General features: G+C 54.6%; 24 protein-coding genes. 12 read left to right on the forward strand and 12 right to left on the reverse strand.

The genetic code is table 11. The features are described 5' to 3' along the window. Positions 1-6: 6 nt before the first annotated feature. From kduD to GSQ70_RS01720, 4 genes are all read left to right on the forward strand, one after another. A complete protein-coding gene (gene kduD, locus GSQ70_RS01705) occupies positions 7-768 on the forward strand; it encodes a 2-dehydro-3-deoxy-D-gluconate 5-dehydrogenase KduD (protein WP_158780647.1) in 762 nt (253 codons plus the stop codon). Between the two features lie 48 nt (positions 769-816). Next, positions 817-1,458: an RpiB/LacA/LacB family sugar-phosphate isomerase gene (locus GSQ70_RS01710; protein WP_158780648.1), complete on the forward strand. Its 642-nt coding sequence runs from the start codon at positions 817-819 to the stop codon at positions 1,456-1,458. Between the two features lie 292 nt (positions 1,459-1,750). After that, positions 1,751-2,203, forward strand: coding sequence for an SgcJ/EcaC family oxidoreductase (locus tag GSQ70_RS01715; RefSeq protein WP_158780649.1), 453 nt, complete (start codon positions 1,751-1,753; stop codon positions 2,201-2,203). Positions 2,204-2,280: 77 nt separating this feature from the next. Continuing rightward, positions 2,281-2,496: a YgdI/YgdR family lipoprotein gene (locus tag GSQ70_RS01720; RefSeq protein WP_158780650.1), complete on the forward strand. Its 216-nt coding sequence runs from the start codon at positions 2,281-2,283 to the stop codon at positions 2,494-2,496. Positions 2,497-2,626: 130 nt separating this feature from the next. Here the strand turns inward: GSQ70_RS01720 and GSQ70_RS01725 are convergent, their stop codons facing one another. Continuing rightward, positions 2,627-2,791 (reverse strand): hypothetical protein, encoded by a 165-nt coding sequence (locus GSQ70_RS01725; protein ID WP_158780651.1) that lies wholly within the window; start codon positions 2,789-2,791, stop codon positions 2,627-2,629. A gap of 177 nt (positions 2,792-2,968) precedes the next feature. Here GSQ70_RS01725 and GSQ70_RS01730 point away from each other — a divergent pair, with 177 nt between their 5' ends. Then, positions 2,969-3,823, forward strand: a complete 855-nt coding sequence (locus GSQ70_RS01730) for an alpha/beta hydrolase (RefSeq protein WP_158780652.1) — start codon at positions 2,969-2,971, stop codon at positions 3,821-3,823. Between the two features lie 60 nt (positions 3,824-3,883). Here GSQ70_RS01730 and GSQ70_RS01735 read toward each other — a convergent pair whose 3' ends face one another. Beyond that, a complete protein-coding gene (locus tag GSQ70_RS01735; RefSeq protein WP_158780653.1) occupies positions 3,884-4,840 on the reverse strand; it encodes a nickel/cobalt efflux protein RcnA in 957 nt (318 codons plus the stop codon). Between the two features lie 74 nt (positions 4,841-4,914). Here GSQ70_RS01735 and GSQ70_RS01740 point away from each other — a divergent pair, with 74 nt between their 5' ends. After that, positions 4,915-5,190 (forward strand): metal/formaldehyde-sensitive transcriptional repressor, encoded by a 276-nt coding sequence (locus GSQ70_RS01740; RefSeq protein WP_158780654.1) that lies wholly within the window; start codon positions 4,915-4,917, stop codon positions 5,188-5,190. Between the two features lie 103 nt (positions 5,191-5,293). Further along, positions 5,294-5,638: a hypothetical protein gene (locus tag GSQ70_RS01745; RefSeq protein WP_158780655.1), complete on the forward strand. Its 345-nt coding sequence runs from the start codon at positions 5,294-5,296 to the stop codon at positions 5,636-5,638. A 40-nt stretch (positions 5,639-5,678) separates the two neighbouring features. Here GSQ70_RS01745 and GSQ70_RS01750 read toward each other — a convergent pair whose 3' ends face one another. The 3 genes from GSQ70_RS01750 to GSQ70_RS01760 form a co-directional block, all read right to left on the reverse strand. Next, positions 5,679-5,984 carry a chaperone modulator CbpM gene (locus GSQ70_RS01750; RefSeq protein ID WP_370521027.1) on the reverse strand — a complete coding sequence of 102 codons (306 nt, stop codon included), beginning with the start codon at positions 5,982-5,984 and terminating at the stop codon, positions 5,679-5,681. Then, positions 5,981-6,937 carry a curved DNA-binding protein gene (cbpA, locus tag GSQ70_RS01755; protein ID WP_158780657.1) on the reverse strand — a complete coding sequence of 319 codons (957 nt, stop codon included), beginning with the start codon at positions 6,935-6,937 and terminating at the stop codon, positions 5,981-5,983. The genes GSQ70_RS01750 and cbpA overlap by 4 nt, the downstream gene beginning before the upstream one ends. A 118-nt stretch (positions 6,938-7,055) precedes the next feature. Further along, positions 7,056-7,793, reverse strand: coding sequence for an SDR family oxidoreductase (locus GSQ70_RS01760; RefSeq protein WP_158780658.1), 738 nt, complete (start codon positions 7,791-7,793; stop codon positions 7,056-7,058). Between the two features lie 113 nt (positions 7,794-7,906). Here GSQ70_RS01760 and GSQ70_RS01765 point away from each other — a divergent pair, with 113 nt between their 5' ends. After that, on the forward strand, positions 7,907-8,797 hold the full coding sequence (locus GSQ70_RS01765; RefSeq protein WP_158780659.1) for a LysR family transcriptional regulator: 891 nt from the start codon (positions 7,907-7,909) through the stop codon (positions 8,795-8,797). 90 nt (positions 8,798-8,887) lie between these two features. On the opposite strand, the gene azuC is transcribed toward GSQ70_RS01765, so the two are convergent. Both azuC and mntP read right to left on the reverse strand, forming a co-directional pair. Then, on the reverse strand, positions 8,888-8,965 hold the full coding sequence (azuC, locus tag GSQ70_RS26300; protein WP_158785169.1) for a stress response protein AzuC: 78 nt from the start codon (positions 8,963-8,965) through the stop codon (positions 8,888-8,890). A gap of 173 nt (positions 8,966-9,138) precedes the next feature. Continuing rightward, complete coding sequence (gene mntP / locus GSQ70_RS01775) at positions 9,139-9,708, reverse strand: manganese efflux pump MntP (protein WP_158780660.1); 570 nt, start codon at positions 9,706-9,708, stop codon at positions 9,139-9,141. A 103-nt stretch (positions 9,709-9,811) separates the two neighbouring features. Between mntP and GSQ70_RS01780 the strand changes: the two genes are divergently transcribed. Further along, the gene (locus GSQ70_RS01780) at positions 9,812-10,003 is read left to right on the forward strand and encodes a hypothetical protein (RefSeq protein ID WP_158780661.1); all 192 of its coding nucleotides are present in this window, start codon (positions 9,812-9,814) and stop codon (positions 10,001-10,003) included. Positions 10,004-10,061: 58 nt separating this feature from the next. Here the strand turns inward: GSQ70_RS01780 and GSQ70_RS01785 are convergent, their stop codons facing one another. Continuing rightward, on the reverse strand, positions 10,062-10,658 hold the full coding sequence (locus GSQ70_RS01785) for a short chain dehydrogenase (RefSeq protein WP_158780662.1): 597 nt from the start codon (positions 10,656-10,658) through the stop codon (positions 10,062-10,064). A 97-nt stretch (positions 10,659-10,755) separates the two neighbouring features. On the opposite strand from GSQ70_RS01785, the gene GSQ70_RS01790 reads away from it, so the two are divergent. Together GSQ70_RS01790 and GSQ70_RS01795 are read left to right on the forward strand one after the other, a co-directional pair. After that, the gene (locus GSQ70_RS01790; RefSeq protein ID WP_158780663.1) at positions 10,756-11,646 is read left to right on the forward strand and encodes a LysR family transcriptional regulator; all 891 of its coding nucleotides are present in this window, start codon (positions 10,756-10,758) and stop codon (positions 11,644-11,646) included. A gap of 60 nt (positions 11,647-11,706) precedes the next feature. Beyond that, entirely contained in the window at positions 11,707-11,949 is a 243-nt protein-coding gene (locus tag GSQ70_RS01795; protein ID WP_158780664.1) for a DUF1158 family protein, read from the forward strand. A gap of 199 nt (positions 11,950-12,148) precedes the next feature. Here the strand turns inward: GSQ70_RS01795 and mgtA are convergent, their stop codons facing one another. Further along, positions 12,149-14,833 (reverse strand): magnesium-translocating P-type ATPase, encoded by a 2,685-nt coding sequence (gene mgtA, locus GSQ70_RS01800; RefSeq protein ID WP_158780665.1) that lies wholly within the window; start codon positions 14,831-14,833, stop codon positions 12,149-12,151. Positions 14,834-15,469: 636 nt separating this feature from the next. On the opposite strand from mgtA, the gene GSQ70_RS01805 reads away from it, so the two are divergent. Next, positions 15,470-16,915 (forward strand): carboxylesterase, encoded by a 1,446-nt coding sequence (locus tag GSQ70_RS01805; RefSeq protein WP_158780666.1) that lies wholly within the window; start codon positions 15,470-15,472, stop codon positions 16,913-16,915. Here GSQ70_RS01805 and GSQ70_RS01810 read toward each other — a convergent pair. The 3 genes from GSQ70_RS01810 to GSQ70_RS01820 are packed head-to-tail and all read right to left on the reverse strand — an operon-like array spanning position 16,912 to position 22,175. Beyond that, on the reverse strand, positions 16,912-17,952 hold the full coding sequence (locus GSQ70_RS01810; RefSeq protein ID WP_233268228.1) for an AI-2E family transporter: 1,041 nt from the start codon (positions 17,950-17,952) through the stop codon (positions 16,912-16,914). The two genes, GSQ70_RS01805 and GSQ70_RS01810, sit on opposite strands and share 4 nt — an antisense overlap. Continuing rightward, complete coding sequence (locus GSQ70_RS01815; RefSeq protein WP_158780668.1) at positions 17,952-21,059, reverse strand: efflux RND transporter permease subunit; 3,108 nt, start codon at positions 21,057-21,059, stop codon at positions 17,952-17,954. Before GSQ70_RS01815 ends, GSQ70_RS01810 begins: the two co-directional genes overlap by 1 nt. A 12-nt stretch (positions 21,060-21,071) precedes the next feature. Next, positions 21,072-22,175, reverse strand: coding sequence for an efflux RND transporter periplasmic adaptor subunit (locus GSQ70_RS01820; RefSeq protein ID WP_158780669.1), 1,104 nt, complete (start codon positions 22,173-22,175; stop codon positions 21,072-21,074). Positions 22,176-22,573 lie beyond the last annotated feature (398 nt).

Consider the following 22,573-nt stretch of genomic DNA (forward strand, 5'->3'; position numbering starts at 1 on the left):
ACCTGCATGATTCTGAACGATTTTTCTCTTCACGGAAAGGTGGCGATCGTCACCGGATGCAATACCGGCTTAGGGAAAAGTATGGCAGTTGCGCTGGCGCAGGCTGGCTGCGACATTGTGGCGATCAACCGCAGTGCCCCACTGGAGACCGCCGAAGAAGTGCAAGCACTGGGGTGCCGCTTCCTGAGCCTCAAGGCCGATCTGAGCCGACAGGACGAATTGTCATCACTGTTGGAACGTGCAGTAAAAGAGATGGGACACGTCGACATTCTGGTCAATAACGCAGGCATTATCCGCCGTGAGGATGCGGTTAATTTCAGCGAGAAAGACTGGAACGACGTAATGGATGTGAATGTGAAAACGCTGTTCTTCTTATCGCAGCAGGTGGCACGACAGTTTATCGCCCAGGGTCGCGGTGGCAAGATAATCAATATTGCCTCCATGCTCTCCTACCAGGGCGGCATTCGCGTGCCTTCTTACACCGCCTCTAAAAGTGCGGTGATGGGACTGACACGTGAGCTGGCGAACGAATGGGCGAAATACGGTATCAACGTTAACGCACTGGCACCCGGATATATTGCCACCAATAACACCGAACAGCTGCGTAAGGATGAAGTGCGCAGTGAGGAAATTCTGTCCCGTATCCCTGCCGGGCGCTGGGGACAACCACAAGATCTGATGGGACCGGTGGTGTTTCTGGCCTCACCAGCTTCTGACTATATCAACGGATATACCCTTGCGGTGGATGGCGGCTGGCTGGCGCGCTGATCCTTTCTGCACCCTTTAAACGACTGAATGCTCAACGCAGGAGAGAAGATGAATATTGCACTGATGATGGAAAACAGCCAGGCGGGGAAAAATGCCCTGGTATTACAGCAGCTGCAAGCTGTTGCTGCGGATAACCACGATGCGGTATTTAACGTGGGGATGAGTGACGATCAGGATCACCATCTGACCTACATTCACCTGGGGATTATGGCGAGCATCCTGCTAAACGCCAGAGCGGTGGACTTTGTAGTGACCGGCTGTGGCACAGGTCAGGGGGCAATGATGTCACTGAATATTCATCCGGGCGTGGTTTGCGGATATTGTATCGACCCGGCGGATGCCTTCCTGTTTGCTCAGATCAACAACGGTAACGCCCTGTCACTGCCGTTTGCCAAAGGCTTTGGCTGGGGAGCAGAGCTGAACGTACGCTATATCTTTGAGAAAGCGTTCACTGGCCGCAAAGGCGAGGGCTACCCTGTCGATCGTAAAGAGCCGCAGGTACGCAATGCCGGGCTGCTGAATCAGGTTAAAAACGCCGTGATCAAAGATAGCTATCTGGAAACTTTAAGCGCCATCGATCCGGAACTGGTGAAGACCGCAGTGGGCGGCAAACGCTTCCAGCAGTGCCTGTTTGAGCACGGCAAAGATGCGGAAATCATTGCCTGGGTCAGAAAACTGATTCAGCACTGATAATCTTGTGCCGTGGTCAGTGATACAGCTGACCATGGCCAATAAAAAACTTCAGCCATCCTGATTCGGATAATATAAACATCCTTCGTTGTCCCCTCCAGTTTCAAATTACATTCATTGTTATCTCTCTCGATCATTATTTACATTAAATTCACAGTGGATAACTGTTCAAATTGATCTGCATCAATCAGGCACACCACCATTAACGTTTCATATAACCGTTTAAAAGAGGTTTAAATAATCCTGTTATATTTGGTGCAGAAACATACAGAAACTATGGAGAGATAAATTTATGAAAACTGGAATTATTGGTCTGATGATCGCTGGGGTACTCACCTCTTCCGTTGCTTTTGCTCAGGAAACGACTACCTGTGTGAAAATGACTGAACCTGAAGTTGCCGCGATGTTTGATCGCTGGAACGACTCACTGAAAACTGGCGATGCCAAAACTGTTTCAGAAAACTATCTTTCCGATGCTGTTTTGCTGCCAACTCTGTCAGATAAAGCACGCCTGACCGACGAAGAACGTATCGATTATTTTGAGAAGTTCCTGGCGAAGAAACCGGTCGGCCATATCGACAGCCGTACTATCCGTACCGGATGTAACAAAGCCATCGATACCGGAACTTATACCTTTACCTTTGGCGATGGCAGTACAGCTGCAGCCCGTTATACCTTCACCTACAGCTGGAACGGTGAAAAGTGGCTGATCTCCAGTCACCACTCTTCAGCAATGCCGCAATAATCCTCTTTAAATCTCCACATCCGCAAGGTGTGGAGATTTTTTTATCCTGACCAACCTGTTTTTAACCGAGGTGCTTAATGAAAATTCAATCAGCTCTGCTTGCCGTAATGACCATATTTGCCCTCACCGGCTGTTCAAGCAATTATGTAATGCAGACCCAGAACGGCGAAATGATCATCACCAAAGGAAAACCAGAAACAGATAAATCTACCGGGCTGGTAACTTACCGTGACGCGGCAGGTAACCTGCATGAAATTAACCGCGACCAAATCAAACAGATTGTAGAAAAATAAAAATAAGTTCAATAACACTCTGAAATAATGCAGGACGAGCTGCCCTTCCCCCCCTTGAATGACAGCCGATAGCTGTAATTGAATTAAGGCTGGAAACCCATGTCACTGATTAAAAAACTCGCTTATGTGGCTATGCCACTGATGCTGGCCTCACTGCTTTCTGGTTGTGTTTTTCCTCATCATAACGCGCATCACTCAACTCCTGAGCCGCACCATCCGCCAGAACATCATCAGCCAGACAACCACCATCACCCTGAGTCGCACCCTCATCATCCGCACCACTCATAATGCCCATAAGTCTGAGTCATCTGCTTTTTTGTTACGATAAATCAACAGGTTCCAGCCCCTCTCAAAATCAGGCCTGGAATCTGCATATATTGATTAGGATCGCTTTAGTTATCGACCTTTCAGTGTAATATCAACGCTGCAGGGATGGCTATGCCATTGATGACCATTATCACAGGGAGTTAATATGCCAGTTTCCACCTTTACGCTGCCCGGCGAGATCGCCGTGACCGTCAGAACGCCCGCCTCAGAAGTTTCCGCCCCCGCTATCATTCTTTGCCACGGATTCTGTGGGATCCAGCAGTTGCTGTTGCCCGCCTTTGCCGATGCATTTATGCAGGCAGGCTTTACTGCCATCACTTTCGATTATCGGGGATTTGGTGCCAGCGGTGGCGAGCGAGGCCGACTGGTACCGGAGCAGCAAATAGAAGATATTCTTAGCGTGGTCAACTGGGCCAGGACACTGCCGGGTGTGGCCGAAATTGGATTATGGGGAACCTCATTTGGTGGCTGCCATGTGCTGGGGGCGGCAGCCCGGGATCCGCAGATTAAGTGCGTGGTCAGCCAACTGGCCTTTGCTGATGGTGAGGCTATTGTCACCGGCAAAATGTCGGCGGAGGAGAAGTCCGGCTTTATCGCCACCCTGGATAAAATGGCCGAAAAACAGGCCAGCACCGGCAAGGAGATGTTTGTAGCCATTACTCGCGTGCTGAATGATGCCGAGTCGAAAGCTTTCTTTGAAAATCATAAAGCAGAGTTCCCGACCATGGATATCAAAATCCCTTTTCTTACCGTCCGGGAAACGCTGCAGTACAAACCTCAGGACAATGCCCGCAAGGTCAGTTGTCCAACCCTTGTGATGGTTGCCGGTGCAGACAGCGTCAATCCTCCCGAGCAGGGCATTGCTCTGTATGATGCCGTCGCGTCCCAGGAGAAGAAATTGCACGTTGAAGATGGTGCAAAACATTATGATATGTACAGCGGCGAACATTTCAGCAATATCATCAGCCAGCAGATTGACTGGTTTAAAACCTGGCTGTGAACTCACTCAGCTGATGGCCGTTAATCATTAACGGCCTGCTCTGCTGATGCCCCGCTAAGTTTAAAGATCGGAGATCCCCGCCCAGCCGTGGATCGCCATATACATCCCCACTACCGCAATAAGTGCGCTGGAAAAATACGGTGCACGCTGCGCTAATTTATTCAGCCCACTCCAGCGCTTTGTCGCCTGACGCAGACTCAGCGCGGCTCCCACGCCAACGGTGACCAGCGTCAGGGCCAGCCCAATACTGAAACACAACACCAGCAGTGCCCCCAGCGAGAATGCCTTCACCTGAATGCACAGCAGCAGCACGGTGATGGCCGCCGGACAGGGGATTAATCCGCCGGTCAGGCCAAACAGAACGATCTGGCCGGTGGTTACCTTGCGGTTAGCAAAACGCTTTTCGATATCGTTCGCATGCGCCCGGGCATGAGCGTCCTGATACTCTTCGGTGCGTAAATCGATACGAGGTAGCGCGGCACCGCCCTGCAGGTTTAGCCGGGCTGGCTGATGCGAATGAAAATGCAGGTCGTGACTGTGCCCGTGTGCGTGAATGTGGTCGTGGCTGTGTCCATGACCGTGACCGTGACCGTGACCGTGACCGTGACTGTGACTGTGACTGTGACTGTGACTGTGACTGTGATGGTGACTGTGACCCTTTTTCCAGTCATGTGCATCATGCCAGGTCCGCCAGCACATCCAGGCCGCCGTCGCCAGAATAATGCCGCCGGAAATCAGCTGAAACCAGGGCTCGGCAGCATCGGCAGTAAAGCGGTTGCTGATATACATCCCACCCAGTGCAATCGCCCACACCACCATGGTATGAGATACCGTCGCCGCCAGACCAAGCAGTGCAGCCTGCTTCACCGTACCGCGCACAGCAATAATAAACGCCGCCATCATGGTCTTCGAATGCCCAGGCTCCAGCCCGTGCAATGCGCCCAGCAAAATGGCACTGGGAATAAATAACCACGCATTCCCTGCACCCTGCTGAAGTAATACGGTAAAATCCATCATGCTTGTTTTTCCTGCACCACTGACAATAATTAATTATACTATACCCCAGTATACTATCTGTTCAAGGAGCTCATGTGTCCCATACCATCGCCGATAAGAAAAAACTGCTGACGCGGGTTCGCCGCATCCGTGGGCAAGCCGATGCGCTGGAGAAAGCGCTGGAAAGCGAAACCGGCTGCATTGCCATTTTGCAGCAGATCGCTGCCGTTCGCGGAGCGGTCAATGGATTAATGAGCGAAGTGCTGGAAGGGCATATCCGTGAGCACCTGATGGAAGAGGGGCTGGATAAAGCGGAAAAAGAGCAGGATCTGGAGAAAATTGTCGCGGTAATCCGGTCGTACATGAAGTAACGTCTTGTGCAGCACAATTGAAAACGTCTTCGGTTATGCTTAGCTGGCGAGCCGTGCTCAGAGCGCGGACTGATTAACGTAAGTCCTTTTATAAGGAGCAGGTATGAAAAAAGTAATGTTACTGCTCGCCGCCTTTGCGGCAACCGGAGCGGGCCATGCTGAGGGAGAATCTGACGATCCGGCCCAGGGGTATATTGCCAATCTGTGTACCCTCGTCACCCAGGAAAAATCGTCCGGCACGGTGGACAGCTATATAGCGAAGTTGAAAGCCCTCGATGCCCGTGGACAGTCCCCATCTGCACAGGAAAAGCCAGAGTTTGATGAAGATGAAGCCCGCACGGTGATCGCCGCGTGGATGAACCTGAGCGAAGATCAAAAGAAAGAGGCCCGCCAGAGCCAGGAAGCCTGCCAGAACGCGACGCTGGACGAATATCAAAGCCAGGATTGACCCCTCAGCACAGGCCCCTGTCGGGGCCTGTGGCAAATTTTCAGTCCGGGCTGCCATGTAACAACCGCGCAAGCTGGCGCTTAAGCTGTGCATTCTCCTGCTCCAGCCGGTCGACCTTATCCAGCAAGGTCAGCGCCACGGCAGTACCTGACCACTCCAGCTCAAGTTCAACACGCAGGCGACAGGCACGCTTCAGATAATGCAGCGCGTGGTAATCAAATATCCAGTCGGTTTGCGGTTCAAGCGGAGCAATCACCCCCAGCTCAACCACTTCAGTCAGCTCTTCTGGCGGGATATCCACCACCTGACAGATTTCAATCACTGTGTAGCGTTGTTCCGTCATCATTTTTCCTCCCATTGCGTGCGGGGATCAAAGGCGGCCTGGTTCGCCAGCTCGCGCCACAGTTCTGCGATTTTGTCGTCCCCTTTTGGCGGCATGACTATCCTGAGAATGGCATACAGATCGCCAGTGCTGCTTTTACCGGCCAGTCCCTTACCCTTGATTCGCAGGCGTTGACCATTCTGACTTCCGGCGGGCACCGTCAGCGCTATTTTTCCGCTCAGCGTGGGAACCTGAACAGAAGCACCCAGCGCGGCTTCCCACGGAGTCAGCGGTACCACAATCTGCAAATTATGGCCGTCAATTTCAAACAGCGGATGCGGCGCAATTTTGATTATCAGATACAGGTCGCCGTTAGCTCCGCCGTTGATCCCAGCCACACCCTGACCTTTCAGGCGAATACGCTCACCATCTACCACACCCGCAGGAATTTTCACCTTCAGTGTTTTGGCGACTTCATCGGTCTGACGCCCCATCACATCAAACACCGGCAGTGAATAGGATACGCTACGGCTCTCACTCTGCAGGGTTTCTTCCAGAAACAGCGGCACTTCCATTTCCAGATCCTGACCGCGCACCGGAACAGCCCCGTGGCTGGCACGCCGGTACCCGCCACCAGCGGCCTGACGGCCAAAAATGGACTCAAAGAAGTCTGAGTAGTCACCATGAGAACTCTGGCTGCCCTGCCGGTGGCCCCTTTCGTGACTGTAATCCGGAGGAGGCTGAGAGAAACGGGGATCGTCACGGTGTTGGCGGAGCAGATCGTATTCGGCACGCTTTTCGCTGTCTTTCAGCACCTCAAAAGCTTCGGCCATCTCTTTAAATTTGCTTTCAGCGTCCTTTTCGCTACTGACGTCCGGATGATACTTGCGGGCCAGACGCCGGTAGGCAGTTTTAATGGCTTTCAGATCTGCAGAGGGATCAACCTCCAGCAGGGCATAATAGTCTTTAAATTCCATCTCTTAACACCTTATAGTCACAACACTTGCGGAGAATGATCATTTTCCATCCCTGTTGGGTCTGGATCGCAGCAAGAGGGGTCACTACTCAGTGTAGGGCGAAAAAAGCAAAAAAAGATCAGGCCATCCCGCCATTAGCACGGATCACCTGGCCGTTAATCCAGCCGCTCTGCTCGCTGGCCAGGAAAGCGATAACAGCTGCAATATCATCCGGCTGACCAAGGCGCTGCAGCGGATTCATATTGGCCAGCGACTGGATCAGCTCGTCGCTTTTACCGTTGAGAAAAAGCTCAGTAGCTACCGGTCCCGGCGCCACAGCATTAACCGTGATATTGCGGCCGCGCAGCTCTTTGGCAAAAGTACGGGTAAAAGCTTCCACAGCCGCTTTACTGCCGTTATAGATAGCATAACCCGGCATGTTCAGCGCCACTGCCGAGCTGGAAAGATTGATGATCCTGCCACCATCTTTCATGCGTTTTCCCGCTTCACGCAGAGTGTTAAATGTCCCCTGCACGTTGATGCCAAACGTCTGGATGAACAGCTCATCTGAGTGCTCAACCAGCGGCTGCGTTTTCAGCACCCCGGCGTTATTCACCAGCAGGTCCAGACGGCCAAACTTGCTCTCTGCTGCATCGAACAGGGCGACAACGGCGGCAGCATCAGAAACATCACCCTGTACCGCCAGCGCATCCACGCCCACGCATTTCAGTTGCTCCACCACTTCCAGCGCTTCTTTCTCTTTGCTGGCGTAGTTAACCACCACGTTGTAACCATCCTCTGCCAGGCGTAAAGCGATCTGCGCCCCGATACCGCGTGATGCACCCGTGACGATTGCTACTTTATTAGTCGAAGTCATGATCTCTTCCTCAATTGAATGTCAGTGTGCAAACAGCATGATTGATATTGCATAAAAGATAATTAAGCGCTAATGAGTAACTTTATTCCGTTTACTTTAATAATGAGGCTGAGATGGACCGTTTTCAGGAGATGCAGGTCTTTGTGAGAATTGCCGAGCGCGGCAGCTTTACCCAGGCGGCCGAAGATCTGCAGATCCCCCGCGCTACCGTCACTAATCTGCTGAAAAGAATGGAGGCGCGGATTGGCACCCGGCTGCTGGAGCGCACCACACGCACAGTTACGCTGACCGATGATGGCAAACGGTTCTATCGCAACTGCGTCAGGCTTCTGGCGGATATGGAAGAAGCGGAAAATCAGTTCCGTAACACCGTGCCGAAAGGTCTGCTGAGGGTCAATATGCAGGGGACGCTGGCAAAGAATTTCGTGGTGCCCGCGCTGGGTGATTTTATGGCACGTTATCCCGATATTCGTCTGCAAATCAGCGAAGATGACCGTTTTGTCGATCTGGTCAGGGAAGGCATTCACTGCGTGCTGCGCGCCGGAAACCTGCAGGACAGTTCGATGGTGGGACGTCGGGTCACTCAGCTGGAACAGATCACCGTCGCCAGCCCGGGCTATCTGGAAAAATATGGTGTGCCTGAGTCGCTGGAAGAACTGGCAGGGCACTATGCGGTGAACTATATCTCCAGCGCAACCGGCCGGGCCATGCCACTGGAATTCGTTGTCGGCGATGAAGTGAAAATCGTGCAGTTACCTGAGCTGGTAGCCGTTAACGGTGCAGATCTCTACACTGCCGCTTCCCTGGCAGGGATGGGCATTGTGCAAATCCCCCGCTATCGGGTTCTGCAGGAGCTGGAAGAGAAGAAGCTGGCAATTGTACTACCGGAGCTGTTACCACCGCCGATCCCGGTATCGGTACTTTACCCTCAGAATCGCCACCTTTCGCAGCGCGTCCGGGTATTTGTCGACTGGATTAGCGAAATTTTTCAGTATGTCCGTTAGAGGAGCTGGATCGAGAGAAGTGCGACAGGGAAAGTGATAACCATCAGTCTTTCCCTGACCGCGGTTATCGAGGGTTTCTGGCCGGAACTGTTAATACATAGCGCCTGGCGGTACATGTTTAAACGTTTGTACATAGCAACGAAACACGTAGTTTAAGAATTTTTTCATACTGCCTCTGATTCAAATTTTTTTGGTATAACGCAAAAAAAGTATACAAGAAGGGCAATTTTCAGGCAATAAAATTTGAACCAGATCACAAATTTGAATTGAAGGCGGCAGAGCGAAGGGGAAACAAAAACGGAATAAGCGGGACTGCGCCCGCCACAGAGTGACAAAATCAATCAGGCCAGCAGACCTAAATGTTCCACCAGAATGCTGGTGCCGATGCCGATTAGCACCACGCCACCGAAGATCTCAGCCCATTTACCCATTACCGGTCCAAGGAAGCGGCCCAGCAGAATACCGGCAGACGCCATAATCATGGTGGAAGCACCAATCGCCAGCGCGGTGGTCACAATATTCACCTGCAGGAAGGCCAGACCCACGCCCACGGCCATCGCGTCCAGACTGGTTGCCACAGCGGTGGTCACCAGCAGCCAGAAACCGTGGCGTTTCGGCGCGTCTTCCGTTGCTTCTTTCTTGCGGAATCCTTCCACTATCATGCGTGCACCGAGCACAAACAGCAGTGTGAAAGCGACCCAGTGATCCCAGGCCATCACATAACGACTGGCCGCAATACCCACTCCCCAGCCAATCAGAGGGGTTAGCGCTTCAATCACGCCAAAAATTAACCCGGTGCGAAGAGCTTCTTTAAAACTGGGACGATGCAGGCTCGCCCCTTTTCCGATTGCCGCCGCAAATGCATCCATCGACATGCCAAAGGCCAGAATAAGCGTTGCGTATAGATTCATTGTGGTTATACCAGCTTGACGGCCGTGTCACCGCGCAAGCATCAAAAGAACAGATCTCGCATAAAAATAAGCGCAAGAGACTCATTGAGAAACGCATCCTGCCATGAATTTTAGTAAAAAAAAAGACAATAAAATCAGGGATTTAAATATAGCATTGGCTATACTTTTTAACGAATGCTATTTTCCGGCAAGAATAAAGAACAAAAAGGCTAAAAGAATTACTGCCTTAACCGCCACATCCCTGAAGGCATTGGGGGATTATCCGGCAGATAAAGGGCAAAAAGTCGGGGGTTAACAAGGGGAAATTTTTTACGGGATCGTTGCCGGGCGGCAGAGTCACCGCCCTGTGTTCCTTACCATACGCGATAAACTTTACCAGTTTCCACGCCATCAATACTGCGGCGGTAGGCCAGAGCAACCCGGCTGGCATCAGCACTTTCAAAACCCGGAAAGAACGGTCCATAACTGTCCAGCGCTTCGGTCAGCACCGTCGGGCTGACGGCATTAATGCGTAATCCTGGCAGTTCGTTAGCCGCCGACATCACAAAACCTTCCAGCGCCGCGTTCACCGCAGTGGCATTCACACCGGTGCGGATTGGCTGCTGCGCCAGAACACCGGTGGTCAGAGTGAACGAGCCCCCGGAGTTGAGAAATGCTTTCCCCAAAAGCACCAGGCGTACCTGTCCCATCAGCTTATCCTGCAGGCCGCTGTTAAACTGCTCAGTGGTCATCTCTCCCAGCGGGCCAAAATGTACGCCACCGGTGGCTGATACAATTGCATCCACCTTGCCCGTTTTTGCAAACAGTTCACGGACGCTCTCTTCCGAGGTTAAGTCGACCTGGAAATCGCCCTGCGTTTTCCCCACGCGGATCACCTGATTGTCGCGGGCCATCTCCTCAACCACACCCTGACCTATCGTGCCCGAAGCACCGATCACTAAAATTTTCATGCTGTTCTCCTGATTAGCCAGATTTCATCATGAAGAAATGCAATCCGGGAATAAATAGCCGATAATTTCGCTCATTCCAAACCCAGAGTTTGTAACGATGGACAAATTACGCAGCATCAGCGCCTTTATTGTCGCCGTGGAAAGCGGCAATTTCAGCGAGGCCGCTAAAAAGCTCGATATCACGGCGGTGATGGTCGGTAAATACGTCAGCCAGCTGGAAAGCGAGCTGAATATCTGCCTGATTGAGCGCAACACCCGCCGCCAGCATCTGACGGAGGCTGGTAAGAGCTATTTTGATGAGTGTAAGCAGCTCCTCGCCCATCTCGGCCGGGCGGAGGCCAATCTGGAAAGCATGAAGCGCTATCCTTCCGGCACGTTGCGTATCAGCGCGCCGCTTAACCTGGGTGCCAGCGTAATTGCCGGAGTAATTGCCCGCTACCAACAGCACTATCAGGATGTGCGGATCGAGCTGGAACTGAGCGATAACTTTGTCGATTTGATTGGGCAGGGATTCGATTTTGCACTGCGTATTGGCGAACTGACGGGGGATGAAACGCTGGTTGCCCAGCGACTGGGAGAGTACAAAATGACCATTTGCGCCTCGCCGGACTATCTTACCCGCCACGGCACGCCGGAGAAACCTGAAGATCTGGCGCAACATCGCTGCCTGAGCAATATGCAATGGAACAAGCGCAACGCCTGGCAGCTGTCAGATACGGTATTCTGGCCGTCAGTGGGCACGTTCAGCAGTAACGATGGGTTGGCCCTTCGCCATGCCGCACTGGCCGGGGTGGGATTATTGCTGCAACCGCGCATTCTGGTTGCCGACGACATTGCCGCAGGAAAGCTGGTTCCGGTTCTCAACAGCTGGCAACACAGCAGCCGTCCGGTTCATCTTTTATGGCGGCAGGATTTGCACCCTTCCGAGAAGCGCAGCAGCTTTATTCAGTGGCTGCGGAATGAAATTCCCCCGGCGCTTAACGCCTGAGGATTGAACCGGTGGGCAGATTACCGGAAAATGGCCGCCACTGACCGGAGTGGAAGACTAATGAAAAACCCTTTTCTGACTTTTTTAATGCCGATGAGCACGCTGATGCTGGGCTTTCTTTCCGCCCTGTTGTTGCCTGCGCCGTGGTTTGGCCTGAGCCTGACGCACAAACTGGTGGAGATATTCCACCTCAGCGATATCGGCCAGCTCTACACGCTGGTGTTTTGCCTGTGGTTTTTGCTGCTGGGTGCGGTGGAGTATTTCGTGATCCGTTTTATTTATCTGCGTTTTGTGAAGGTATAAAGAAAAGGGCGGATCGCCGATCCGCCCTGAAGTGGCCTGATGTCCATAGCCCGTCAGCCCTGAAGCTGATTCTGTACGCCAGGCAAGCCAGTTTGTTTACGCGCTGAACACCATCAGCAGTCCGCTGGAAAAGATCAGCAGTGCGACAAAGAACAGCACAATCGCCGTGACGGCATTGTTATGTTTCATCCCTTCCTCCTCAGAACCACTGACCAAAGCGGCGCATATAAATCCGCTTCATACCCTGAGCCACCACGCAGTAGCCGAACAGCGTGGCCACCAGCCATGGGAAATAAGACCATGGCAGCGGAACCAGCCCGACGGCATGGCCCAGCGGCGAGAACGGAATATAAATGCCCAGCGCCATTACCAGCCCGGTCATCAGCATCACCGGCAGCGCTGCACGGCTCTGGATAAACGGAATTTTTTGCGTACGCAGCATATGCACCACCAGCGTCTGCGACAGCAATCCCTCAATAAACCAGCCGGACTGGAACAGCGCCTGATGCTCCACGCTGTTAGCAGCAAACACGTGCCACATGATCAGGAAAGTAGTGATATCGAACAGCGAGGAAGTCGGGCCAATCCACAGCATAAAGCGGCCGATATTCTTCGCATCCCATTTGCGCGGTTTACGCAGAAACTCTTTGTCCATTTTGTCCCAAGGCAGCGCCAGCTGGGACAGGTCATACATCAGATTCTGAATTAACAGGTGGATCGCCAGCATAGGCAGGAACGGAATAAAGGCGCTCGCCACCAGAACTGAGAACACGTTGCCAAAGTTTGAGCTGGCGGTCATGTTCAGATACTTAATGATGTTGCCAAAGGTCTCACGGCCCTTGATTACCCCCTGCTCCAGCACCATCAGGTTTTTTTCCAGCAGGATAATGTCGGCAGACTCTTTGGCGATATCCGTTGCGGTATCCACTGAAATCCCGATATCCGCATCGCGCAGCGCCGGAGCATCGTTAATCCCATCGCCCAGGAAGCCAACGGTATGGCCGTTATGCTGCAGCGCCTGTAACACGCGGGATTTCTGCTGTGGAGTCAGACGACAGAAAATGGTCCGTGCTTCCACCAGCCGGGAAAGTTCACTGTCATCGAGACGGGCAATTTCACTGCCGCACAGCGGTTCACCAGGCTCCAGCCCGACATCGCGGCAAATTTTGCTGGTGATAATGGCGTTATCTCCGGTCAACACTTTCACCGTCACGCCGTTTTCATGCAGCGCGGCGATAGCCTGCCCTGCGCTCTCTTTTGGCGGATCGAGAAAAGTCAGCAGGCCGCAGATAGTCAGCTCACGCTCGTCGTCTTTGTTCAGCGGCAGCACCAGCGGAGTGCCTTCCAGGTTGCGCTCACCCACCAGCAGCACGCGAAAACCTTGCTGGTTCAGCGCTTCGACCTGCTGGCACCACTGCTGACGGGCGGCATCATCCAGCGGACGGCGCTCCCCGGCATCCAGCCAGTGGGTGGAAACAGACAGCATTTCATCCACTGCGCCTTTGCAGATCAATTTCTGCTGATTATGCTCGTCGGCGACCACAATCGACAGGCGGCGGCGTTCAAAATCAAACGGCAGTTCGTCGATTTTGCGATAGCGCCACAGTCCGCTGACCGCCATATTGCCCTGGCTGAAGCTGAGGATCGCTTTGTCCATCAGGTTCTTCACCCCGCTCTGGTGGCGGCTGTTCAGCCACGCCAGCTGCAGAACCTGCTCATTGTTACGGCCATATGCGTCCAGATGCTGCTCCAGAATGATGCGATCCTGGGTCAGCGTGCCGGTCTTGTCGGTGCAGAGCACGTCCATCGCGCCAAAGTTCTGAATGGCATTAAGGCGTTTCACCACCACTTTGCGGCGGGACATGGCGATGGCTCCTTTCGCCAGGTTGGAGCTGACAATCATCGGCAGCATTTCCGGGGTCAGCCCGACCGCCACCGCCAGCGCAAACATCAGCGCATCGCTCCAGTCACCTTTGGTGAAGCCGTTGATGAACAGAACAATCGGCACCATCACCAGCATAAAGCGGATCAGCAGCCAGCTGACGCTGTTCACGCCGCGATCGAAAGCAGTCTGCGGACGGGCACCCACCACGGATTTCGCCAGCGACCCAAACCAGGTGTGATTGCCGGTCGCCACCACTACCGCAGTAGCCGTACCGCTGGCAACGTTGGTGCCCATCAGGCAAATGCCCGGCATCGACAGCAGGTCATTCTCTCCCGCCTTTTCTCCCATTACCTGAGCGCTGATGCCTGACATCGTGTCGTATTTCTCAATCGGGATGGCCTCCCCGCTCAGCGCGGCCTGGCTGACAAACAGGTCACGTGAGGAGAGCAGACGGATATCTGCTGGCACCATGTCTCCCGCAGAAAGGAAAATAATGTCGCCAGGCACCACGTCCTGCAGCGAAATTTCCATTTTCACCGGCTGAGAAGTTTCACTGCTGCGACGGATCACCGTAGCCGTAGTGCGCACCAGCGATTTCAGCGCTTCCGCTGCTTTGTTGGTACGGTATTCCTGCCAGAAACGCAGCAGGCCGCTGAGCGAAACCATAATCAGCATAATGGTCATACCGGTAAGGTCACTCTCTTCTCCGTGACGCAGCGGAATAAAGTAGTCGGTGAAAAAGCTGACCACAGCCAGCACCATCAGCACCCAGATAAAGGGATTGTTGAAGGCCTGAAACAGCTGCACCAGCACGTGCGGCGCTTTTTCATTGGCGACCTGATTTTTACCGTGCTCCAGCAGACGTTCAGCAGCATCTTCTGAGGTCAGGCCATTACGTTGGGTGTTGAGACGCGCCAGGGTGTTATCCAGGCTCTGTGTCATTTCGCTGGCGATCGCTAGATCACGGGCGAGTTTTAAGTTGGCGTTATGCATTTTCATCTGCCAGATCCTTAATTTTCTTTTTATTCAGGCGCGGGGAATCTCTCCTGCGCATGAGGATTTTTAAGTTTTTTTGGGGATCGGGACGGGGGCAGCAAGCAGGAACGTGCAGGAGGATTACAGAGGGTAGTCACTCCTTATTCTGCCTGTGTACCATCGCCCGCCGCTGGTCGGAGGTTCTTTCATAGTGCGATCCTTGCCCGGCTTCAGCACGGGACAAAATTTAAGGGCAAAACGGGGATGTGACACAAAATTGAGGTGAAACATTGCCCGCCGGTTTTTCGGCAAGCTAACAATGGAGTTGGCTTACCTTAAAGGGTAAAACTTAAGGGGTGACTGTCCAATTGTGGTCTCCATTGATGATTTCGCGGCCACTATAATCCTGCCCGTTGGCGAAGTAAACCCTTAAAAAACGGCATGTTTTCCTTTAGCACCTGTAAATTAACCATTTAAAACAATCAATTAGGTGGTAACCTGACGTAATTACTTCCTGTTTTTTACCTAAACCATTTATCAACGCTTTGAATTTAACTGCCCGCCAGTGGGCTTTCCTCCCCGGTAGCAGATGACGGCGATCAACGTCAGGCGGCGGATTCACTCTATACTTCAGGCGGATCATTGAGAGGACACCCTGCTATGCTGAGAAGGACAAGAATCTGGTTAAAGCGATCGCTGATCGCCCTGCTGCTTTTGCTGATCGTTCTGCTGGCACTGCGCGTGGCGGTGACGGAGCGTGGACCCGATTTGCAGCCCTGGCATAAATGGGCCCCGGTTGAGCTGAGCGACAGCCAGATGGATCGGGATAACTGGGCGGATTATCTGCAAAACGAGCAGAGGATCTTTGCCGATATGAAGCGCAACGTCAGCGATAAAATAGCTGACACGCCGGAAACGCTTAACCGCTATGCTGAAAATAGCCCGGTTTATCCGGCGCATTTCACTACCGACTGGAATCGCTCTTATGAGCTGATGCCACAGGGAACGCCGAAGGGCGCAGTGGTTTTGCTGCACGGCCTGACGGACTCACCTTACAGCCTGCGCCATTTTGCTCTTGATTATCAGCAGAAAGGGTATGTGGCGGTAGCCATTCGCCTGCCAGGCCACGGCACGGTGCCTGCGGCGCTAACCAGAGTGGAATGGAGTGACTGGATGGCGGCCACCCGACTGGCAGTGCGTGAAGCGAAGCAGCGCATTCCGGCTGGCGCACCGCTGCAAATTATCGGCTTTTCCAACGGCGGCGCGCTGGCGATGAAATATACGCTGGATGCTCTGGAAGACCCTTCACTTACCGTTCCCAGCCGCCTGATCCTGATTTCGCCGATGATCGGCGTCAGCAGCTACGCACGTTATGCCGGTCTGGCCGGGCTGCCTTCATTGCTGCCCGCATTTGCCCGCTCGGCGTGGCTCAGCATCCTGCCAGAATTCAATCCGTTTAAGTACAACTCCTTCCCGGTGAAGGCTGCCCGACAGTCATGGCTGCTGACCAGCGCGCTGCAAACTCAGCTGCACCGTGAAAGAGAGAATAATTTGCTGGATAAAGCCCCGCCGATCCTGACTTTCCAGTCGGTGGCGGATGCCACGGTGAGTACGCCAGCGGTGATCCGGGCGCTGTACAACCTGCTCCCCAATAACGGCAGCGAACTGGTGCTGTTTGACGTGAATCAGTCAGTACAGCTGTCGCCGCTGATGCGAAGCAGCGCCAGACACGCCGCAGAACATCTGCTGCCAGCCGCACCGCGACATTACACCACCACGCTGGTGACCAATATCTCGCCACAGAGCAATGCTGCGGTGGCGGAGACAACCGCAGCCGGTGCCACATCGGCCACTCAGACGCCACTGGGCATCAACTATCCCGGCGATGTCTACTCCCTGTCCCATGTGGCGCTGCCGTTCCCCTTCAGCGATTCGTTGTACGGCCGCACGCCTGAGCGGCCCAATGAGTACGGCATCAGCTTTGGTTCTCTGACACCCCGCGGTGAGCGTTCAGTGCTGATAGTCAGCCTGGATATGCTGATGCGCCAGACTTCCAACCCGTTCTTTCCATGGATGCTGCAGCGGGTTAACCAGACGCTGAATTAATCCTGCGGCTGGCCGCTGCTGTCACTGAGCAGCAGCGCCAGCGGTTGCCCACCCTGCGTCTGTTCCAGGGCAATTTTCGCTACGATGGTCAGCGGTACGGAGAGCAGCATGCCCACCGGACCCAGCAGCCAGCCCCAGAAGATCAGCGACAGAAACACCACCAGGGTCGAAAGTCCCAACCCGCGCCCCATCAACCGCGGATCCAGAATATTGCCGATCAACAGATTCAGCAGCAGATAACCGCCCGTCACCAACACCGCATCAGCAGTTCCGTTGAAAATCAGTACCTGAACAATCGGGGGAATGGCCGCAATGATTGAGCCTATATTGGGAATGTAGTTAAGTGCAAAAGCCAGCGCCCCCCACAGCAACGCAAAGCGGACATCCAGCGACAGCAGCATCAACCAGATAGCGATGCCGGTCAGCAGGCTGATGGCCGTTTTCAGCACCAGATAGCGGCTGACGCAGTCGAGCGCCCGCTGGATGGCGGCCATGCCCTCTGAAGGACGGCGAAACAGACGCTGTAATTTCCCCGTGAGTAGCGGTACCTCGAACAGCATAAAGACTACGGTCATCAGCAGCAGAAAAATGCCGGAGACCGCACCGGAGAGTTGAGTAAGCAGCCGGCTGACCAGATTGATCGTCGCGTTGGGGTCGACCATGGTCATCAGCGCCTCGGTGGAAACCGGTACGCCCAGCTGGCCTGCATGCTGCTGAAAATCCAGCAGCGATTCCAGCATCACCTTACGATATTGCGGTAGCGTGCGGGCAAAATCATTCAGCATACTGACCAGAGAACTCAACAGCAGCGCACCGCCCAGCACAATCACTCCAACCAGCAGCGAAACGGCCAGCACCCGGGGCAAACCAGCGCGCTGTAGCAGCCTGACCAGCGGGTTGAGGATCACCGCCACAAAAAGGGCGAGGATAAACGGCACGACGATTTCAGCCCCGGCCCGGATGCCGGCCAGAATAATCACCAGCATCCCGAGCATAACCACTATTTTAAAGGTGCTCTCACGTGCAGGCGAAGACATCATCCCTCCCCACGAGGACGTTTACACCATTCACGCAGCCGCTGAATGTGCAGATATAGCGCAGGAATAAACACCACACCCACCAGCGTTGCCACCAGCATCCCGCTGAACACCGTCACACCGATGATCTGCCGACTGAGCGCTCCTGCACCGCTTGCCAGCACCAGCGGTAGTACACCGAGGATCAGCGAGATGGCTGTCATCATCACGGCCCTGAAACGCTGTTGAGCGGCCTGTTCTGCCGCTTCAGCAATGCTGATCCCCTGCTCCCGGCGATCGCGGGCGAATTCGACGATCAGGATGGCATTCTTGGCCGCCAGCCCGGTCAGCAGCACCAGACCTATCTGCGCATAAACGTCGTTAGCAAAGCCCATAAAGTGCAGGCCTGCCACCGCACCTGTCGCTGCGAAGATCACCGAGAACAGCACCGCCAGCGGCACGCTCCAGCTTTCATACTGCGCCACCAGGAACAGCCAGGCGAAGATAATCGCTGCCAGATAGATCAGCACGGCCTGGTTGCCGGTTTGCTGCTCCTGCAATGACATGCCGCTCCAGCTGTAGCTGTAACCGGCAGGCAGACGATCTGCCAGCACCGCTTCCATCGCCTTCATCGCCTGAGCAGAGCTGACCCCATCGGCTCCGGAGCCGCTGACGGCCAGCGCCGGAAACTGGTTGTACTGCATGATGTAAGGTGCCCCTACCGACGGCGTCAGCGTGACCAGCTGGCTCAGGCTTATCGCCGCACCGCTGTCGCTGCGCACCGTCAGCTGCATCAGCTGATCGCTGCGCTGGCGGAAGCTCATCTCATTCTGCAACTGAACACGGAACTGGCGGTTGTTGAGAGTGAAATCCCCGACGTTCCTGCCGCCCAGCGCCGTTTGTAACACGGTGAAGATGCGGCTGACTGGCACGCCCATCAAGGCAGCCCGATCGCGATCCACCGTCAGATTCATCTCCGGAACGGTTGCACTAAAGGTGGTGAAAACCCGACTGAGCTGCGGATCCTGATTGGCAGCCATGATCACGCTCTGCCCGATACGCGCCAGCTCCTGCGGGGACTGGCCTTCCATCGCCTGAATTCGCAGGTCAAAACCTGCGGCATTGCCCAACCCGCTGATCGCTGGCGGCACAAAGGCCATCATTGTGGCGGAAGGTATCGTCGCCAGCTGCTGCTGGATCTGCGGCAGGATCCGATCTACAGGCGGGCGCGCCTGCCAGTCTTTCAGCAGCACGATGGCGAACCCACTGTTGGCCGCATTACCGCCGCCCAGCAGGCTGAAGCCGGTAATTTTTATCACGTCCTCTACCGCCGGGTTTTTCGCCACCAGGTTATTCATCTCCTCCATGACCTGCTGCGTTCGTTGCAAAGCCGCACCATCCGGCAGCTGCACGTTGATAAACACGTAGCCCTGATCCTCTTCAGGCAGGAAGCCGCCCGGCAATTGCTGATAGCCCAGCCAGGTCACCGTTCCCGCCACCAGCATCACTACAACGGTGGTCAGCGCATAACGGCTGACTCTGCGCGACAGGCCTACATAGCCATCGCGGGTGCGGTCAATAACACGGTTAAACAACGCCAGAGGCCCCTTCACCGGCGCAGCACGTCTTTTCAGCAGGCAGGCGCAGAGCGCGGGAGTCAGCGTCAGCGCATTCACGCTGGACAGCACCATCGCCGCCGACAGCGTGACGGCAAACTGACGATACAATTCTCCGACAATGCCGGGCAGCACGGCAATCGGCACGAAGACCGCCAGCAGCACCAGCGTGGTGGCAATCACCGGCCCGGCAATCTGCGTCAGTGCCTTGCGGGTTGCTCCGGCTGGCGTCAGGTCGGGCTCTTCCACCAGCAGCCGCTCAACGTTTTCCACCACCACAATCGCATCATCCACCACGATAGTCAGTGCGAGGATAATGGCGAACAGGCTGAGGGTATTGGCCGAATAGCCCGCCAACAGCAGCACAGCAAAGGTGCCGAGCAGGGAGACGGGAATAGTCAGCGCCACGATAAAAGTGGCGCGCAGGCTTTGCAGGAACAGCCACACTACGGCCAGCACCACGATCAGCGTCAGCGCCAGCGACACCACGATCTCCTGCAGCGTGGCGGAGATTGGCTGCGTGGCATCGAACTTAATCTGGTATTCCATATCCTGCGGGAAGTTCCGCGCCTGGCTGGCCATCTCCTCACGCACGGCTTTCGCCACGCTGAGAGCATTAGCCTGCGGCGCAGGATAAACCATCAGAAACGCCCCATCAGTGTTATTCAGCGCGGCATTCACCTGATAGTTTTGTGCGCCCAGCTCGGTCTTCGCGATGTCGCTGATGCGCACCATTCCGCCCTGTGGATTGCTGCGGATCACCACCTGGGAGAACTGCTCCGGCGTCATCAGTCTTCCCTGCCCGCTGATGGTCAGCGTGTTCTGCTGCGCAGCGGGAGTCGGTGCGGCACCAATCTGCCCGGCTGCAGCCTGAACGTTCTGCTGCTGCAACGCCTGGATCACCTCGTCAGTGGTGATGTGCAAGGCTTCCATCCGCTGTGGATCCAGCCAGATACGCATGCTGTAATCGCGGGCACCAAAGACCTGCACATCACCCACGCCATCAATACGGGCCAATGCATCACGCAGGCGGATGGAGGTGTAGTTACTGAGGAACAAGGCACCATGGGTCTGTTTTGGGGACAGCACGCTGATCCCCAGCAGGATATTGCTGGCGCGTTTTCGTACCGAAATACCGTTATTATTCACCTCAGCAGGCAGCTGAGCCATGACCTGGGAAAGGCGATTCTGCACCTCTACCGCGGCCATATCCGGGTTTGTGCCGTTAGCAAAGGTGATGGTCAGTTGATAGCTGCCACTGTTGCTGCTGGTCGACTCCATATACAGCATATTGCTGACACCATTGATCTGCGCTTCTATCGGCGCACCCACAGCCTCGGCCACATCCCGGGCACTGGCACCAGGATACAGCGCGGTCACGCTGACCACTGGTGGGGTGATTTCAGGAAACTGTTCAACCGGCAGAATTTTAAGCGCCATGCCGCCGACCAGCGTGATGATCAGAGCAATAACCATCGCGAAGCGGGGACGCCTGACGAAGAAACTCAACATATCTCAGGCTCCTTATTGAGCTTCAGTAGGATTAACCTGCATCCCTGGCCTGACGCGCTGCACGCCAGCAACAATCACCCGGTCGCCAGCCTGCAGGCCGGAAGTCACCACGTAATGCTGATCAACCTGATCGCCCACGGTAATGCGCACGCTCTCCACGCGCTGATCCTGGCCCACCTTCAGTGCGAAATAGCCCTGAGCGTCCTGCTGAAGTGCGGCAACAGGCAGAAGGAGATGCGCTTTTTCTTTCGGCAACAACTGAACGTTGACCACACCGCCAGGCAACAGCAGCTGCTGCGGATTGGCAAAATGCAGACTGACGGCCAGCGTACCGGTCTGGCTGTCGATACGGTTATCCACTGAGGCAAACTCGCCGGTGAAAGGATAGGCCTCTCCGTTGGCCAGCTGCAGCGTTGGCGTCAGTGCCTGATTCGCCCGTTTAGGATTACCCACCAGCCCGTGCTGGCTGGCGGCAATATAATCCCTTTCGCTAACGGCAATCACCACGCGAACCGGATCAATCTGTTTCAGCGTCACCAGTGCACCACGGGCCGGATTGATCAGCGTGCCTTCATGCACCTCGCTGTGTCCGGCACGGCCACCGATCGGGGCAGTGATACGGGTGTAACCGAGGTTAAGCCGCTGGGTCTGTAACAGGGCCTGAGCCTCTTTTAAAGCGGCACTGGCCATATCCCGGCTGGCGGCGGCACTGTCCAGCTCGGACTTGCTGACCGCAGTGCCTGCACCGAGACGCTGTAAACGACTGAGGTGCTGTTGAGCATTTCTTGCCTGCGCGCTGGCGTTACTGACCTGTGCCTCGGTGCGGGCCAGCGCGGCATGATGTTCCGCCGGTTCGATCTCAAATAACATCTGACCGGCTTTTACTGTCTCACCATCCAGGAATCCGCGTTTTGCCACTACACCTTCGGTACGGGCAACGACGTCCACCGCACGCATTGCCTCTATCCGGCCCAGATAACGGGTTGGTTGTGCCACGTTCTCACTGGTCAGGGTAGTGACGGCAACAGCAGGAAAAGTGGCAGCATGTAAAGGCACGGTGAGAGTCAGCAGCCCGGACAGCAACAGTCCGTTCAACGTTTGGTGTTTTAACAGCATCGCGGAGCACCTTCTGGAGTTTTCTGGAAAAATGATGGACCAGAAGTCTATTTGCTGAAAAAAACAGCAACCTGTTTTCGATCAGAAAAAGCGGGGATCGGCGACGCTAATCGCGGCTGATTTAGGATTGATTTAGCTGGCGGGGTCATTTCCTCTGAAATGGCTTGTAACAAGGTGCGTGAGATTGAAAAATTCACTTTTCAGGTCATCAAATCAGTCGAAAATCCGGTTTGCTGATTAAGTATTAAGCAACAGCCAGCATTTATAGCTGACCTGATACTTTTTATAGGCTGATTAGTAGTGAATCTTGCCATAAAAACGCTGATTCACCCTGCCATTACCCGGCAATCCAGCCATCTCTCGCAGGATCCTCTTTTCCGCGCCGGAGGCCCGCTGCG

It is taken from the genome of Pantoea sp. BAV 3049, assembly GCF_009765445.1.
Taxonomy (GTDB): Bacteria; Pseudomonadota; Gammaproteobacteria; order Enterobacterales; family Enterobacteriaceae; genus Erwinia.

Bases quoted from the DNA above. Each gene is read 5' to 3' on its own strand.
- GSQ70_RS01765 (WP_158780659.1), top strand. From the start codon at position 7,907: ATGGACCGTTTTCAGGAGATGCAGGTCTTTGTGAGAATTGCCGAGCGC.
- GSQ70_RS01750 (WP_370521027.1), bottom strand. From the start codon at position 5,984: ATGATGACGGAACAACGCTACACAGTGATTGAAATCTGTCAGGTGGTG.
- GSQ70_RS01805 (WP_158780666.1), top strand. From the start codon at position 15,470: ATGCTGAGAAGGACAAGAATCTGGTTAAAGCGATCGCTGATCGCCCTG.
- GSQ70_RS01745 (WP_158780655.1), top strand. From the start codon at position 5,294: ATGAAAAAAGTAATGTTACTGCTCGCCGCCTTTGCGGCAACCGGAGCG.
- mgtA (WP_158780665.1), bottom strand. From the start codon at position 14,833: ATGAAAATGCATAACGCCAACTTAAAACTCGCCCGTGATCTAGCGATC.
- GSQ70_RS01780 (WP_158780661.1), top strand. From the start codon at position 9,812: ATGAATTTTAGTAAAAAAAAAGACAATAAAATCAGGGATTTAAATATA.
- GSQ70_RS01730 (WP_158780652.1), top strand. From the start codon at position 2,969: ATGCCAGTTTCCACCTTTACGCTGCCCGGCGAGATCGCCGTGACCGTC.
- GSQ70_RS01735 (WP_158780653.1), bottom strand. From the start codon at position 4,840: ATGATGGATTTTACCGTATTACTTCAGCAGGGTGCAGGGAATGCGTGG.
- GSQ70_RS01760 (WP_158780658.1), bottom strand. From the start codon at position 7,793: ATGACTTCGACTAATAAAGTAGCAATCGTCACGGGTGCATCACGCGGT.
- GSQ70_RS01815 (WP_158780668.1), bottom strand. From the start codon at position 21,059: ATGTTGAGTTTCTTCGTCAGGCGTCCCCGCTTCGCGATGGTTATTGCT.
- GSQ70_RS01820 (WP_158780669.1), bottom strand. From the start codon at position 22,175: ATGCTGTTAAAACACCAAACGTTGAACGGACTGTTGCTGTCCGGGCTG.
- GSQ70_RS01715 (WP_158780649.1), top strand. From the start codon at position 1,751: ATGAAAACTGGAATTATTGGTCTGATGATCGCTGGGGTACTCACCTCT.
- GSQ70_RS01810 (WP_233268228.1), bottom strand. From the start codon at position 17,952: ATGTCTTCGCCTGCACGTGAGAGCACCTTTAAAATAGTGGTTATGCTC.
- cbpA (WP_158780657.1), bottom strand. From the start codon at position 6,937: ATGGAATTTAAAGACTATTATGCCCTGCTGGAGGTTGATCCCTCTGCA.
- GSQ70_RS01710 (WP_158780648.1), top strand. From the start codon at position 817: ATGAATATTGCACTGATGATGGAAAACAGCCAGGCGGGGAAAAATGCC.
- mntP (WP_158780660.1), bottom strand. From the start codon at position 9,708: ATGAATCTATACGCAACGCTTATTCTGGCCTTTGGCATGTCGATGGAT.
- GSQ70_RS01725 (WP_158780651.1), bottom strand. From the start codon at position 2,791: ATGGGCATTATGAGTGGTGCGGATGATGAGGGTGCGACTCAGGGTGAT.
- azuC (WP_158785169.1), bottom strand. From the start codon at position 8,965: ATGAAAAAATTCTTAAACTACGTGTTTCGTTGCTATGTACAAACGTTT.
- GSQ70_RS01795 (WP_158780664.1), top strand. From the start codon at position 11,707: ATGAAAAACCCTTTTCTGACTTTTTTAATGCCGATGAGCACGCTGATG.
- GSQ70_RS01790 (WP_158780663.1), top strand. From the start codon at position 10,756: ATGGACAAATTACGCAGCATCAGCGCCTTTATTGTCGCCGTGGAAAGC.
- GSQ70_RS01785 (WP_158780662.1), bottom strand. From the start codon at position 10,658: ATGAAAATTTTAGTGATCGGTGCTTCGGGCACGATAGGTCAGGGTGTG.
- GSQ70_RS01720 (WP_158780650.1), top strand. From the start codon at position 2,281: ATGAAAATTCAATCAGCTCTGCTTGCCGTAATGACCATATTTGCCCTC.
- kduD (WP_158780647.1), top strand. From the start codon at position 7: ATGATTCTGAACGATTTTTCTCTTCACGGAAAGGTGGCGATCGTCACC.